This window comes from Klebsiella sp. CN_Kp091 (genome assembly GCF_040065095.1).
Lineage (GTDB): Bacteria > Pseudomonadota > Gammaproteobacteria > Enterobacterales > Enterobacteriaceae > Klebsiella > Klebsiella aerogenes.
In genome coordinates this window covers 59,387-74,220 of the sequence record NZ_JBEAIO010000004.1, presented here as the reverse complement: position 1 = coordinate 74,220, position 14,834 = coordinate 59,387, and the positions used below count along the sequence as shown (strand labels likewise).

The window sequence follows — 14,834 nt, the reverse complement described above, 5'->3', positions numbered from 1 at the left end:
TATGCGTATGGAGAACATGGTAGTGGCAATCGTCGGCGGTGGTCCGCGCGCAGTGTACGCCCTGGAACGTCTACTGGTGCTATTGACCAACCATCTGCCCGTACGCCAATTATCTATTCATATCTTTGATAATACTGGACGTTTTGGCGCAGGGATGGCGCACAGCGATCTACAGAGCAAAAGCTGCTATTTGAATCGCCCGGTCGATCAAATTGCATTTGCCGCAGATGAGTCCATCAGCACGACCAATAAGCTGCTTCCCGCGCCGTTGCGCCTCAATTTTTATCACTGGTGCCGACAACGTTTTTATGCAACAGGCGATGCCCGATTTGATTTACAGCCCCATGACATTCCTCGTCGATATTTACACGGTCTCGCGCTGCGCGATTATTTCGATACCTACGCCAACGCCCTTCGGGCACTACCCGGCATAGATGTCACGACTCATGCAGAAGAGGTTATTAGCGTCACGCGCAATAATTCCGATTTTTTACTGCATACCCCCCGAATGCCGGCAGGTTTGCGCGCCGACTACGCGCTCTTTGTGACCGGGCATACGCCTTGCCGCGCCCATTGGCAAACGGATGAAGCCCGTTATCAACGCGGCTTACGTTATACATCGTACGCCTATCCCCTGGACCAACTAAACAGCGTAGGCGCAGGAAGCAGCATCGCCCTCTGCGGTATGGGCCTCACCGCCATCGACATCTGTCTACATTTGACAGAAGGACGGGGAGGCCGTTTCCTCCGTACAGAAGAGGGGGACTTGCGTTATCAAGCCAGCGGCAATGAACCATCGCAAATCATCACGCTCAGCCGAAGCGGCCAGCTTTACACCGCCCGGGCACGCAACCAAAAAACCGCAGTCAATCTTCACCGCCCACACTTTTTTTGTGAAGAGGCAATTGCATCTCTGCGGCGCCACCGTGGCCGATACACCGTGCTAGGTGATGGCACCGTTTGTCGACAGATCGATTTCAGGCAGGATGTTTTTCCCTTAATCGTCCTGGAAATGGCGTGGATCTATTACCGGACCCTGTTTGGCGAACGGTTTGCGCAGAGCGTCAGCGCGGCGCTCGCTCCACATTATCAGGCGTTTTTGACACATACGGCATCGGAGATACAGTGCAACGTTGAGACGCTAATGGCTTATTGGAACGACCATTTTCGTCAAATGGCGACTGCGCTGAACGAGGCCTGTCAGGGAACAGTATGCCCCGATCGGGGCGTTCAGGAGGCCGCGGCCGCGTTTGTTTGTACGCTAACAGATGAACACATCACGCCGGAACAGGCGATTAGCCGCCTGCGCTCGCTCCCCAGGCAGGAGATAAAATGGCGCCATGCCCGGAATATTTATCACCACTACTTCGACTGGCAGGCTATTTTCTATCCCAAAACGCGGGGGCGTCGGCCACGTAAAGCTGAGCACCTGGACGCACTGGCACGCGATCTGGCTTTTGCCGCACAGGGCAATATCTCTAATCCCCTGAAGGCCGCCTGCGATGGCGTCTGGCGCGATTTACGCGCCGTCTTCTCGGCAGCCACAGATTTTGGAGGCCTGACGCCCGCCTCTCAGCAGGATTTTATCCGCCACTGGCTCTCCCACTATAATCGGCTTTCCAACGGCGCCGGTACAGAAGCGATGGAGAAGCTAGGCTGCTTGATTGCCAGTGGCCGGGTGGCAATCGCGCCTGGCGGCACCCGCATCCGTTCTTGCGGCCCCTTTAGCGGTTATCGGCTCACGGGTCGACAATATCGGCTACGGGTTGACCATCTATGTTGCGCGCGTTTACACCCCTTCGATGCGCATCGGCAACGTAATTCTCTCTACCCTTCCCTGCTCGCAACAGGTCTGGTCCGCATGTGGGAAAACCGTGGCGGCGACGGAACGCGCTTTATGCCGGGCGCCCTGGACCTCACCCGCGATTTTCACCCTATTAATCGCCAAAACCACATCGAGAGGCGATTAACGTTTCTCGGGGCGCCCGCCGAAGGACTCTGTTTTTTCCAGAATGCCGCCGCGCGCCCCGACACCAATAGCGCAATCCTTAGCGCCATAAATAACTGGGCAACAGACCTGCTGACGCAAATGGCTGAAAACGCGTTGGCGATATCAGAACCGGAGCGGCTATGAAAAAAGTGGAAACAGCGTCGCGTTTAAGCCAGCGGCATTTTCGTGAGCGTGTAAGAGCTCGCTTGTCGCGCAACACGCACCAGATCGTGTTTGCCCTGGATGGCATTCCCGGCAAACTGGTTGACACTCTGTGGCAAACGCCAGTCATAGAACGCTGGCATGCAGTGTTTCCCGCCACCTCAACCACTGGTTGGCTCAGCAGCCTGACCGGGCTCGGCGTTGAAGAACACGGTATTCCCGGCGTCGTGTTCCGATATAACGACCAACCGGATTCGCTTATCAATATTTGCCAATATCAAGGGGAAGCGCTGGCAATTCCCACAGACAACATTTTCCATGACGCACGCCGCTGCGGTTATTTACCGCAAGCTGTGATAGGGGATCTGCTCCCCATCGAGGGAACCTGGACGCGCGCCCTACTTGATGGTGTGGAAATCATCGACCGAAGCGTTTTTTTTACCCTTTCGCCACCACAACCGGTTTGGGCACTTCTAGAAACACTTAAAACCGCTATTAAAAGCGCGCTCGAGAGAACAGACGTCCCAACCCTGGTCTGGATATTTATCGATATCGATCATTACGTCCACACGCAAGGTTATGACGCTCACGTTACAGCCTTTCTGCTGGGTATTGATGAACTCGCCAGCACTCTGACGCAACAGGGCTGCGATGTCATCGCCCATTCCGATCATGGCCTGGTACCCGTGCTCCACGATGAGCAGATCGCCCACCAGATTGACCTGTTGTGCGAACAGTTCGGCGCGACCATGGGAGGAGCAGGTCTGACGCGCTGGTTCTATGTCCCGGATGACAGAGTAGCCGAATTCCATCGTCGCCTGACCGATCGCCTGGGGGAGTTTGCCGAGGTCATTTACGCCACAGAATTGGATGATATGCCTGCTCGCGTGGGCAACCTGCTGCTTATTGCGCGTGGCGAACGATTTATTGCCTCTCCGGGCTACCGGTATGAACATGGCTCACGCCAGCCCGACGAACTCGACGTCTTTTATGCCATATGGGAGACACCATGTTAAAGCGGGCTATTGATTCCTACCACCATCTTAAGCTTGACGATACGCCAGAGCTGCTAAATCTGGCCTGGACGCAGGATGAACGGAATTTTATTACTCCCGCCCTGAACGAGCTTATTACGTGCAGCCTGCAGGAGGAAATCAATGGACAACTGCCTGCAACCTGGCATTATGCCGTCGACGATCCTTGGGGAGAACAGCGTCTCACCCCAGCCGTTGCCCACTATTTCGGCGTTCAGGAAAAAGCATTCTCGCTGGCCTGTGGAGCCGGCGTCATTCAATTATTGAGTATTTTACCCGCGCTAAGTGCCAGACGGCATGTCGCCGTCGACGGTGAAGTTTATCCAGACTTTCCCTGGTGGTTAAAACATTCGGGGCGACGCGCAGAACGAATCGCATCCGAGCCCTTGGCGGAAAGGATAAAGCAGGTTATCAGTCTGGAAAGCGATCTCTATTTCATAGAACGCCCCGCGCTTCAGAGTGGCTCAGTCATGTCTCTGGATAGTGTTTATGAATTGGGAGTAGCCATGGCGCGAGCGGGGATAAAACTATTGATTGATGAATCCAACGCCAATTACCTTCCCCCCTCCTGTAGCGCCGTTCATTTACTGGCCTGTCTGCCAAACATCATCGTACTACGAGGTATGTCAAAAGCCTGGGGATTAGGTGGGCTACGTATGGGGTTTTGTCTTTCCTCTCCTGCGCTTAAAAACATGCTTCGGGAACATATTCCGCCTTTACTTAATCCGTCTTTAACACTAAGGATCGCCCACAATCTGCTGATGGCGGGGGATAGCACAGCCAGCCTGCGCGCGCGAATCCAACAACAAAAGCAGGCCGCGCTCGGTCTATTTACCGGATGGCCAGTGATCTCCTCCAGCGAAGCCATGCCCTATATTTTTCTCCCCAGTGACAAGGAATCCGCGCTGCAAAAACGAGGAGTTGTTGGAAAACAGCACCACTTCTGGCAGGAAACTAACGCCTCCGCCACTCTGTTACGTCTCAGCGTACCGCTGGAGACCAGTAGAATGCAGCGGCTGGAACAGGCCCTGAAGGTAGAAACGCCATGAATATCGCACAAGCCCCCCTCGACCATCTTTTATGCCGTTTATTGTTTGATCCGCAGCATGCCGGAGAACTGACGCAAACATTGTCGGCAGAACAGTGGCAACACTGCCTCGAACGCGCCGTCAACCATAAAATTCTGCCGCACGTCGCGATGCTCTACCAGCAGTATCAGGCCTTACCGCTGCCGGAAAACTATCAAACAATTTTGCATACGCATACGCTGGAGCGTTCCAGTTGGCTCGCTGCTCTACGACTAGCCGCCCCTTTCAGCCAAAGCGCTAATGCTATGTTAATGAAGGGCTTTGGCCATGAGCTCCTCTACCCTGAAAAGATAGATCGGTTCGCAAAAGATATGGATGTTGTTGTGGCTGATTTCACTGTCTTCTGTGATATAGCTAACCAGTTACTTAATAATGGCTTTCATTTGCCATTTATGACGCAGTTTATCTGGCGTAAAGAGTTGAAAAGCTGGCAGGGACTGGCCCGCTTCATTCATCGGGAAGGAAATGAAGATGGCGGGGTTGAACTGCATATCGGTCAGTTTGCGGTCGATGAAGCCCACAAACTTAGTTGGCCTACGTTGCACGCGCAGGCCACAGTACAACGCTTTGGGGAGCTTCCGCTCTGCATGCCTGATACGACGATGATGCTCACCGTTTTTTTCATGGAACTTGCCACCCGCCCGGAATGCATGCTGAGGGATCTCTATGATGGTTACTGCCTGTGCATGACCCTCACGGACCAGGATAAATTCGATATGCTGGTCACGGCGCTGAATAAGGCGCAGCTTGGCGAGCAGGTCATAAAACTGATCGCGGCCTTTAATCGCTTTAATCATCCCACTCCGCAAAAACTACTCCAGCTTGAGAAAAAAGTTCGAACACGTGGGCCATCAGGTAAGTGCAACTGGCGTAACCGAATTCGAAAACGTCTCGATAGCGCTTGCCAGAACGCCGACGTTTTGCTGCGGCTATACAGTATTTTTGATAGACCTTGGGCAATTCGCCTGGCAATGCATTTCGCCATACCTATTTACGGCATACCGCTGAGCTCTCATCCACAACCGCTGCGGCTGATAAAAAGGGGACGTTACAGGCTACTAACCACCCAAGCGGGCACATTTTTACTTGGCGGTGTGGGTATATTCAGCGATGAAGAGATCGAGTATTTACAGTCGGTTATCGCATCATCACCTTTACCTCTCACGCCTGAGCCGGAGCCATAATATGCATTCTTCTCCTTCGATGATGAAACTGGGCGCGTTCTGGTACCCAACCGGATACCACATTGCTGCATGGCGACACCCGGACGTTCCCGCTAACGCGGGGGTCAATATCGAACACTGCATGGCATTCGCGCGTCAGGCAGAACAAGCTTCATTCGATTTTATTTTTCTGGCGGATAGTCTGGCTGTAAAAGGAGATGACTGGCAGACGCTCAGCAAGAGCGCGCATCGCTACGTGGGTCAATTTGAACCACTGACACTACTTTCTGCCCTCAGTGCCGTCACCACACGAATCGGCCTGGTTGCCTCCGCCACGACCACCTACAACAGCCCATACACGTTGGCCAGGCAATTTGCTTCGCTGGCACATCTCAGCCAGGGGAGAGCGGGTTGGAATCTCATTACCTCACAAAATCCCTTTGAGGCCGGAAATTACGGTCTGGAAAATCATCCCGACCATGCCGATCGCTACAAACGTGCTGAAGAGTTTTGCGACGTCGTTAAAGGGTTATGGCACAGCTGGGATGATTCGGCCTTCTGTTATGACAAGAAGAACGGACAGTTTTTTAATGTCGATGGGCTGCATATCCTGGACCACCGTGGCGAAAATTTCCGGGTGAAAGGGCCGCTGAATGTTCCCGCTTGTCCAGGCGGCGATCCGATTATCGTTCAGGCGGGCGCTTCTGATGCCGGGCGCAGACTTGCTGCGCGCACCAGTGAAGTCATTTTTTCAGCACAACATGATTTTTCCTGTGCACAAGAATTTTATCAGGATATTCATCATCGCGCGGCGCTAGCCAGTCGCCCAGCGCCAAAAATTATGACAGGGCTATTCCCGTTTGTAGGACAAAGCATTCAAGAAGCGGAGGAAAAACACGCTCGGCTACAGTCATTGATTGATGATAGCGTGGGGCTCTCTCTCCTTCAGGTGCAGCTTGGTGGCGTAGATCTCTCGTCCTACTCCATGGATGCTCCTCTTCCGCCGCTTCCCGAAGGCAACGCCAGCCGTAGCCGTCGTCAATTGTTGCTGGAATTGGCCGAGCGTCAGGGTTATACGCTTCGCCAACTCTGTCAACATGTTGCAGGTGCCAGAGGACACTGGCAGCTCGTGGGAACGGCAGCACAAATAGCAGATGAGATGGAATACTGGTTTCGTCAACGGGCAACAGACGGTTTTAACATCATGGCCCCCTGGTTACCTGGCGGGTTTGAGGATTTTACCCGCTGGGTAGTACCTGAATTAAGACGGCGAGGATTATTCCGCGACGAATACACAGGCACAACCTTGCGCGAACATCTGGCATAAATAAATGTATCCGCCGGGCCCCCGGCGGATACATTTTACAAAGCCTTTAGCGTTCTGAGCAAATTATCGTAATAATCCTGACACGTCTGCAAACGTAACTGGGCGCCAAAGTAGATCTCCTCCAACGCCTCAGGATAACGTTCAGCGACGGGAATAATGACATTGTTAAGCCAGCCATCAGCATGGTCGACATCAACAGAGATATGCTCACTATAGTAATGCACATCTCGCGCCGAAAGACCAAGGCGACGACTACCGTTAACAAGCTTTTCATATTGTGACGGGTCGAGCAATTCGGTCATTGCCATCATACCAATCAATTTATAATAATGACAGCGAGTGACGCCCCCCATCATAAATAGATTATATCCGGCCAGCCCCTGCCAGTCATACAGATGGGTATAGTGATCGTCTGGTAAATTAATACCACGACGATAAAGCAAATCCTTATATAAATTTACATGGGTAAATTCATTGCTACCCTGTCCAATCTCATCCCATAAATTCTGACTAATTTCACCACGAGTTTCGGGGAAAGAACCAACCAACGTCATCGCGACCAGATCAAAGAAAAGTAAATTTAATGCACTGTCGCTTTTGAAAAAATAATAGAGCTGATGGCTATTAGCTTCATGCTCCAAAAAATCAAACAGCGCATGAGACGAAACTGAATGGCTCTTCCATAGTCGCTGAAGTTCCTCAATAATATTTCCCGGAGATAAAAACAATGCTTGAGATCTTACACGGCGTTTTTCGCTAAAAAGCCACTGCGACTCAAGAAAAGTACGTACCTGCAACAATACCGGATGGTATTGATTTCGACTAGAACAAGAAAGTGGTTCGGCGAGATGAGAGTGATATGCGTAGAAAAGCGCCTGGTGAACCTGACGGAGCGCCTCTTCATTCTGATGCTCAAAGGCATTAAAACACGCTTCCGACGCTAAGCTCATTAGCTGCTGCGCTGTCTGTGGCCGCCGTTCAAAAATTGAATTAATATCATTACTATCAATTAGTTGAAAAAATAAAGCATCCAGTTTATTTTCAAATTTTAAGGCTGTATCTCTGTCAATTACCGATAAAGATTCACTTTTATTTATCATGATTAACCCCTCACTATCCCAGAGTTTCGACTTTACTCAGACGCAAACATACATGCAACAAAAATGTTACACATATGTATCATTAGGGGTAAAAAGAGGTTGTTGAGATGAGAATCTTAAATAAGTCGGATAAAAAAACTGAGTTTCTGATCAATGTCGGTGTTTAAGGCATACAAGCGCCGCGATTGTCACTCTAACTCTCCACCTTCAGAATAAATTACAGCTTTTGCTGCTGACCACGCAGTCATGGCCGCAGGATATTCTCGCGCCTCTTTGTCCATTGTCTGGCTCATCGAGATGGCACCATCAATCAGCATAACAATAATAACCGCAACACGCTCAGCCGGCTCTGGCTTCAGACATTCGTTTAATATATCCCTCACGACCTTAAGTAAATCACTTTTGAAATCGAAAACGATGTTACAGAGTGCTGGCATGCTATTTCCCAACTCCACCACAGCACGAAAAAAAATACAACCATGAAAATAAGAACGCGCAAACCACTCATGATAAAAATTAAATATTGCGAAAAGTTTATCTTTCGTAGTATTTTCCTTTTCGGTTATAGCAACAAGCTCTGAAATAAACTTATGATGTTTATCTTCAAGAATAGCTCGGATTAATGACTCTTTATCATTAAAATAACGATAAAAGGTCATTTTAGATATCCCGGCAGCTTCAGAAATCTTGTCAATACTGGGTAATATATAACCTTCAACATTAAAAAGAAGAGCGGATGAATTAATAATATCGTGATATTTTGATTTCATACCCATTACCCACAACCTTAACAAGGAAAAATGCTAGATTATATTATAATTTAAAATAATAATGATGTATAGATGTGCTGGTTTGCAAAATACTTGGGTACAACTATTCTTAAGTAATCTGATTAAACAGATGATAAGGAAGATATCCCGTGAAGAGTACTCCCACTTCCGCAGCACAATCAGAACAATGGTTAGCAGTCGACGCATGGTTTTCTACCCTTTTTTCCCCTTCAGATGATATGTCAGACAAGATACTGGCGGCGAACCACGACGCGGGCTTGCCGGAACATGATATATCCATAATGCAAGGGAAAACGCTCGCCTTCTTTATCACATTAATGCAGGCTCAACGTATTCTTGAGATAGGTACGCTGGGGGCCTTTAGTACGATCTGGATGGCCCGTTCGCTACCGCCAGGCGGCCGAGTAACCACTATAGAGGCCGAGAAACGGCATGCGGAGGTCGCGTTACACAATGTGAGTGACGCGGGCCTGTGCGACCGTGTAGATCTTCGTATTGGGCAGGCTCTTGACATATTACCTTCACTAAAAGGGCCATTCGATCTCATTTTTATCGACGCTGATAAAAAAAATAATCCCGCTTATCTGGAATGGGCTTTGCGTCTCTCTCGTTCTGGGACGCTTATCATTGCCGATAATATTGTTCGCGGCGGTGAAATACTGCAAAGCGAAAGTTCAGACGACAATGTCAAAGGGGTTCGCACATTTCTTTCTTTGCTGGCCAAACATCCATTGCTTACCGCCACGGCCATACAAACAGTAGGGTCTAAAGGATGGGATGGCTTTGCCCTTGCAGTAGTTACGGGGAACATAGATGAACCAGAATAGTGGCTATGAGTAGAGTGGTTCGCCAAACACGGCTAGATGAATCAGGCGTTTGGTTCAATAGTAGCATGTGATTCCTAATCGCTGTTCGACATGCATAACGCCATTTTGGTAACTACGCAAAAAATTTTAGCGCTTCCAAAATCAAAAGTGAAACATCGTTCCAACAACCTCTTGTTTTATCAACAATTCCTGCCTGTTTTTCGCAAAAAACGACGTCCTCGCAGGGCAATAAAATATCGGCAAGGCTCACAAAATATAAACGCAAAATTTTTTCGTATTGCGCATATGAAATGCGTAGTGATTTAATTCTTATAGCCAAATCATCCTTAGAGCGAGAATGAGAATAAAAAATGGAAAAGCGTTCACTGAATAAAAATATTGATTTACTGCTGCGCGGATTTACTAAATTAAAAGATAACGGGCGGTTTAATGAACCCAATCTTGATGGTAGCGCCGGCGATTATATTTCATTTTCCAGTTGGGAATGGCCGCAGGGCGTAGGGCTATTTGGTCTGGTACGTTTATGGGAAAATACGAAGTCTGATGAGCTATATCAAATTATCGACCAGTGGTTTCAGGGAAATATCGAAAAAGGCCTACCAGGCCTGAACGTCAATACCACCGCGCCGATGCTTCCCCTCTCGCTTTTCTGGTCCCATCATCGGCAACCGCACTACCAGCAGGTGCTGGATAACTGGGCAAACCGCGTGATGACGGAACTACCGCGTACGCCGGAACAAGGCTTCCAGCATGTGGTCTCCGACGGCATTAACGACATGGAGATCTGGGACGACACGCTGTTTATGGTGGTACTGTTCCTCGCGCACTACGGTACGGTATCCGGGCGCCAGGAGCTGGTAGATGAAGCCGTTCGGCAGTTCCTGCTGCATGCGCGCTATCTCAACGATCCGCAGACCGGCCTGTGGTACCACGGCTGGAGCTTCGTCGAGAACAGCAACTTTGCCAAAGCCCGCTGGGCGCGCGGTAATGCGTGGATCACCGTCGGTATACTCGAATTACTGGAACTAGCCGACGTAGGCGCGGGCGTTCGGGAGTACCTGATAGAGTGCCTGAAAAAGCAGGTTAATACGTTAATCGATCTGCAGGCTGCTAATGGCGCCTGGCACACCCTGCTCGACCATCCTGACTCTTACATTGAAATTTCCGCGACTGCCGGTTTTGGCTATGGCTTATTAAAAGGCGCCCGTCTTGGCATTGGCGATGAACGATGGCTACAGGCGGGTATGAAAGCGCTGGCGATTGTTCAGGATAATATTGATGGCGCAGGAACGGTGCACAATGTTTCTTATGGCACGCGAATGGGGCGCACCCTGCAATTTTATAAAGACATTCCATTACAACCTACCGGTTATGGGCAGGCCTTAGCAATATTATGCCTGAGCGAAGGTTTGCGCCTGACTGATAATAAATAAAATAGATTCCTTCTCTATTTGGAGAAAGTAATAATGACTATCGAATATAGTAATTTTAATTTAACGGCGGGTAACGCCGTGCGCTACTGGCAGCTATCCGATATTACCAGTTTACGCTATGACACGGTGGACACGCCGATGGCTGGCGAAATGGACCCGTTTTTCTTTTTAAGCAAACATAAAAACTTCATTCCACATACCTACCCGTGCCGCGACGATTTTCGCCAGCACTTTGCTGAAAAAAAACCGCAGCCTTTCGCCAGCGCAAACTACTCTCGCTGGTGGTTCCCTTTTGCTTCCGACAGGGTCGATCTCTCCAGCTTTTGGTTTCGCCCAACCCGCGTCGGCGCCTGGGCCAGAACGCTGCTCGATTGCCCACAGGCGGGCGAGTATCGTTTTCGCCTCGCCACCTGCGGCGGCGCGCTGCTGAAGCTTAACGGCGAAGAAGTACTCTGGATGGCGGATTATCAGCGCAACCTGGAAAACCAGCGTGAATTCAGCCTGTCGTTACAGGCGGGGAAAAATGAGCTGGAGCTGTGGTTTGATGACTTAGCCGAACGCGATATTCGCTTCTTTTTCCAACTCGACTACCTCGCCGGCGAGCCGCTGCGTATTGCGTTGGCAACGCCGCTAACCGATGCGCAGGTCAAAGAGATGGAACAGCTCCTGGACGGCGTTTCCTTTGAGCATCCGGTATATAACCGCGGCACCATTCGCCTGGTATTTCCTCAACCCGCGTCGACGGACTACGGCCTGCACGTCAACGTGCTGGGGGATTTTATCTCGCTGGATGAACCGGTCACGCTCGATAGCCGACTGTCCGCCGGCGAGTCGCTAGTCGCCATTGCCGAAAGCGAAGCTATTCCGGCGGACTTCCGCAATTTCAACATCACGCTGCAGCGTGAAGGGTTCAAGATTAGCCGCACGCTGGGCGTCGAAATCTGCCACGCCGACCGCCAGACGGCGATCCCGGCAACGCTGGAAGCACGGATTGTGGAAGCGCTGGAGGTGGTCGCTCATGAAGGTGAATACAGCAGCGTCAAAGCGCTAGCGCGCCTGGCCTGCGGCCTGAACGATGAGCAAACCCAGCAAATGCTGGATGGCGTTCTGCCGTCGGTGCTCGACTGCCACGATTGTGCCGACTTTACGCTTGTGCCGCTGTTGTGGTGCCGGACGGTATGGGGCGACAAGATCGACCCGGAGGTTCGCGGGCGCATCGATGACGCGATTCTGCGTTTCCGCTACTGGATGGACGAACCCGGCAACGATGTACAGTGGTACTTCTCTGAGAACCACGCCCTGTTGTTCCACACTGCGGCGCTGCTGGCGGGCAATCTCTTCCCGGACGCGACTTTCACTCGTTCCGGGCGCAGCGGAAGCGAGCAGGCGGCGGCGGGTAAAGCGCGGGTCATCAGTTGGCTGGACCATTTCGAGCAGTGTGAAATGGCCGAATGGAACTCAGCGCCCTACTTCCCCATTGATTTAAAAGGTCTAACCGCACTGGCGGCACTGTCCGGCGACGCGCAAATAAGCCAGCGCGCCATCGCGGCAATCACACGCTTGCTGGCGCAGATTGCCCGCTCCGCCCACCAGGGTTTTCTGACCGCCTCGCAGGGACGTTCTTACGAACACACCCTACGCGCCGGACGCTCTCTGGAACTGGCGGCGATTTCGCGTCTGCTGTGGGGCAAAGGTAACTATGGTTGTCGTTTCCATGCGCTGCCGCAATTAGCCCTGCTGCTGCGTGATGGCCTGCTCACCCTTCCGGCGGAACTAGCAGAAGTTGCCGCCTGGCAAAAAGAGAGCGCCATCGAGTGGTGTTTTGCCCAGGGCGCCAACCGGATCGCCAAACTCTATCACTACAAAAACCGCCATGCGGCGATGGGGTCCATCGCCGGCTATCGCTGGGGAGAATGGGGCTATCAGGAGACGCCGTTCCATTTACGTCTTGGCAACCAACCTGAAGCGCAGATCTGGATAAACCATCCAGGCGAGACCCTGCACGGCGGGTTCGGTCGCCCCTCTTACTGGGGCGGGTGCGGCACGCTGCCGCGCGTGCAGCAATATCGCGGGCTGGCGGTGCTGACTTTCAATCTGCACGCCGATCAGCCTGGCTTTACTCATGCCTGGCTGCCGCAAAGCCAGTTTGATGAGGTCGTCATTAGCGGCCAGCGCGCGGCGGTACGCAGCGGTAACGGTATGGCGCTACTGGTGGGCAATCAGCCATTTGAAACGGTGAATACGGGGCCAACCCGCGGCTGCGAAATACGCCTTAACGGGCAACAAACCCGCTGGCTGGTTCGCATCAACGATCGGGTCGATAGCTCCCTGGAATCCTTCAGCGCATGTTTCAGCGACCTGACCATGATGCAGCACGAGGACGGCAGTATCGAAGTGAACGACCCGCTGTACGGAACGGTGCGTTTCCTGGCCGATGGACGAGTGAGCGCCGAAAACCGCACGCTGGACCCACAGCAGTGGAGCGTCGTGGGCAGCAGCCGTGAACTTCCTCTGTAACCAACGCCCGGCAGAGACCGGGCAAGGAAAATAATAATGGATACGCAAATCGACAAACAGGCTGTGCCCTCCGGGCAGGCCGCTGATGATGTTAATCCGAATACGCTGCACAATCCCGCTCGCGAAATGGCTAAACCGAAAAGCAACTATCGCTGGGTCATCTGTTCCATGCTGGTGTTTGCCACAACGGTCAACTATATGGATCGCCAGATCCTCGGCTTGCTGGCGCCGATGCTGCAAAAAGATATCGGCTGGACGCAAATGGAATATAGCTGGCTGGTTAATGCATTTACCGTCGCGTATGGCGTCGGCACGCTGGTATGTGGGCGAATTATCGACAAATTGGGGACCAAAATCAGCTATGCGGCGGCGATGGTCGTCTGGAGCGTCGCGGCGATGGCGCATGCCGTCGTCGGGTCGGTAGCGGGATTCGCGCTGGTTCGCGTCCTGCTTGGGCTAGGTGAATCCGCTAACTTCCCGGCGGCGATGAAGGTGATTGCCGAGTGGCATCCTAAAAAGGAACGCACGCTGGCGACCGGCATTCTTGGCGTCGCGGTCAATATCGGCGTGGTTATCTCACCTGCGCTGATCCCCCTTATCGCAGTGCATTATGGCTGGCACGGCGCGTTCTTAATTCTCGGCGCCATTGGCTTACTGTGGCTGATTCCCTGGTTCATTGCCTTTGGTCCGGTGAAAGCGAAGGCCAGCGCCGAAGAGCAGGCCTGGATTGCTCAGGATAAAGAAGAAGCCGTCAGCGTTTCGGCCATTAAATGGACACATCTGCTGGGCTATCGCCAACTGTGGGCCGTGGCATTAGGCAAAATGTTGACCGACCCAATCTGGTGGTTCTTTCTCTTCTGGCTACCGAAGTGGCTCAACGAATCCCGCGGTATCAACATGGAAGGCCTGGGTCTACCGCTGATCGTTATTTATCTCTTCGCCATCGTCGGCAGCCTCGGCGCAGGCTGGTTACCCGGCAAATTGATGAGTAAAGGCTTTAGCACCGCCAGCGCACGTAAAATCACGATGCTGATCTGCGCCTGCCTGGTCCTGCCGATTTTCGCCGCCACCCAGGTCGAAAATCTGTGGGCCGCCGTCGCGCTGGTCGGGTTAGCTGCGGCGGCGCACCAGGGGTGGTCTGCCAATATTCTGACCTCGGTATCCGATCTGTTCCCGAGCGCAGCCGTCGGTTCGGTCGTAGGGATTGGCAGTACCTTCGGGATGATCGGCAGCGTGATCTTCTCAACGGTGATTGGCGCCGTGCTTGAAGCCTCTGGTAACTATTGGGCGCTGTTCGCCATCAGCTCTGTGGCTTATCTGCTGGCATGGGCGATTATGTATTTACTGTTAGTGCCGAAGATGGAACGGGCTAAATTCGACTAACCCGTTCCCTTTGCCGGTG

The 14,834-nt window shown here is 52.0% G+C and carries 11 protein-coding genes; 9 read left to right on the top strand and 2 right to left on the bottom strand.

The annotated features are described in order from the left end of the window. Positions 1–7: 7 nt before the first annotated feature. The 5 genes from ABLV17_RS03670 to ABLV17_RS03650 are packed head-to-tail and all read left to right on the top strand — an operon-like array spanning position 8 to position 6,764. Entirely contained in the window at positions 8–2,134 is a 2,127-nt protein-coding gene (locus ABLV17_RS03670) for an FAD/NAD(P)-binding protein (RefSeq protein ID WP_213316636.1), read from the top strand. Continuing rightward, on the top strand, positions 2,131–3,168 hold the full coding sequence (locus ABLV17_RS03665; protein WP_308957742.1) for an alkaline phosphatase family protein: 1,038 nt from the start codon (positions 2,131–2,133) through the stop codon (positions 3,166–3,168). Before ABLV17_RS03670 ends, ABLV17_RS03665 begins: the two co-directional genes overlap by 4 nt. After that, positions 3,162–4,235: an aminotransferase class I/II-fold pyridoxal phosphate-dependent enzyme gene (locus tag ABLV17_RS03660; protein ID WP_213316638.1), complete on the top strand. Its 1,074-nt coding sequence runs from the start codon at positions 3,162–3,164 to the stop codon at positions 4,233–4,235. Before ABLV17_RS03665 ends, ABLV17_RS03660 begins: the two co-directional genes overlap by 7 nt. After that, positions 4,232–5,458 (top strand): nucleotidyltransferase family protein, encoded by a 1,227-nt coding sequence (locus ABLV17_RS03655; RefSeq protein WP_308957743.1) that lies wholly within the window; start codon positions 4,232–4,234, stop codon positions 5,456–5,458. The genes ABLV17_RS03660 and ABLV17_RS03655 overlap by 4 nt, the downstream gene beginning before the upstream one ends. A 1-nt stretch (position 5,459) precedes the next feature. Continuing rightward, positions 5,460–6,764 (top strand): LLM class flavin-dependent oxidoreductase, encoded by a 1,305-nt coding sequence (locus tag ABLV17_RS03650; RefSeq protein WP_213316640.1) that lies wholly within the window; start codon positions 5,460–5,462, stop codon positions 6,762–6,764. A gap of 35 nt (positions 6,765–6,799) precedes the next feature. Here ABLV17_RS03650 and ABLV17_RS03645 read toward each other — a convergent pair whose 3' ends face one another. Continuing rightward, on the bottom strand, positions 6,800–7,864 hold the full coding sequence (locus ABLV17_RS03645) for an iron-containing redox enzyme family protein (RefSeq protein WP_308957744.1): 1,065 nt from the start codon (positions 7,862–7,864) through the stop codon (positions 6,800–6,802). Between the two features lie 188 nt (positions 7,865–8,052). Next, positions 8,053–8,634: a TetR/AcrR family transcriptional regulator gene (locus tag ABLV17_RS03640; protein WP_308957756.1), complete on the bottom strand. Its 582-nt coding sequence runs from the start codon at positions 8,632–8,634 to the stop codon at positions 8,053–8,055. Between the two features lie 149 nt (positions 8,635–8,783). Between ABLV17_RS03640 and ABLV17_RS03635 the strand changes: the two genes are divergently transcribed. The 4 genes from ABLV17_RS03635 to ABLV17_RS03620 all read left to right on the top strand — a co-directional run bounded on the left by ABLV17_RS03635 (position 8,784) and on the right by ABLV17_RS03620 (position 14,815). Then, complete coding sequence (locus tag ABLV17_RS03635; RefSeq protein WP_271032097.1) at positions 8,784–9,482, top strand: O-methyltransferase; 699 nt, start codon at positions 8,784–8,786, stop codon at positions 9,480–9,482. A 350-nt stretch (positions 9,483–9,832) separates the two neighbouring features. Then, positions 9,833–10,915, top strand: a complete 1,083-nt coding sequence (locus ABLV17_RS03630; protein WP_271032096.1) for a glycoside hydrolase family 88 protein — start codon at positions 9,833–9,835, stop codon at positions 10,913–10,915. Between the two features lie 33 nt (positions 10,916–10,948). Then, a complete protein-coding gene (locus ABLV17_RS03625) occupies positions 10,949–13,432 on the top strand; it encodes a hypothetical protein (RefSeq protein WP_348854087.1) in 2,484 nt (827 codons plus the stop codon). Positions 13,433–13,468: 36 nt separating this feature from the next. Continuing rightward, positions 13,469–14,815, top strand: coding sequence for an MFS transporter (locus ABLV17_RS03620; RefSeq protein ID WP_113373089.1), 1,347 nt, complete (start codon positions 13,469–13,471; stop codon positions 14,813–14,815). Positions 14,816–14,834 lie beyond the last annotated feature (19 nt).

What these genes read in the sequence shown, in the direction of transcription:
- ABLV17_RS03670 (WP_213316636.1), top strand. Translation starts at nt 8, where the DNA reads ATGGAGAACATGGTAGTGGCAATCGTCGGCGGTGGTCCGCGCGCAGTG.
- ABLV17_RS03645 (WP_308957744.1), bottom strand. Translation starts at nt 7,864, where the DNA reads ATGATAAATAAAAGTGAATCTTTATCGGTAATTGACAGAGATACAGCC.
- ABLV17_RS03625 (WP_348854087.1), top strand. Translation starts at nt 10,949, where the DNA reads ATGACTATCGAATATAGTAATTTTAATTTAACGGCGGGTAACGCCGTG.
- ABLV17_RS03630 (WP_271032096.1), top strand. Translation starts at nt 9,833, where the DNA reads ATGGAAAAGCGTTCACTGAATAAAAATATTGATTTACTGCTGCGCGGA.
- ABLV17_RS03665 (WP_308957742.1), top strand. Translation starts at nt 2,131, where the DNA reads ATGAAAAAAGTGGAAACAGCGTCGCGTTTAAGCCAGCGGCATTTTCGT.
- ABLV17_RS03620 (WP_113373089.1), top strand. Translation starts at nt 13,469, where the DNA reads ATGGATACGCAAATCGACAAACAGGCTGTGCCCTCCGGGCAGGCCGCT.
- ABLV17_RS03655 (WP_308957743.1), top strand. Translation starts at nt 4,232, where the DNA reads ATGAATATCGCACAAGCCCCCCTCGACCATCTTTTATGCCGTTTATTG.
- ABLV17_RS03640 (WP_308957756.1), bottom strand. Translation starts at nt 8,634, where the DNA reads ATGAAATCAAAATATCACGATATTATTAATTCATCCGCTCTTCTTTTT.
- ABLV17_RS03650 (WP_213316640.1), top strand. Translation starts at nt 5,460, where the DNA reads ATGCATTCTTCTCCTTCGATGATGAAACTGGGCGCGTTCTGGTACCCA.
- ABLV17_RS03660 (WP_213316638.1), top strand. Translation starts at nt 3,162, where the DNA reads ATGTTAAAGCGGGCTATTGATTCCTACCACCATCTTAAGCTTGACGAT.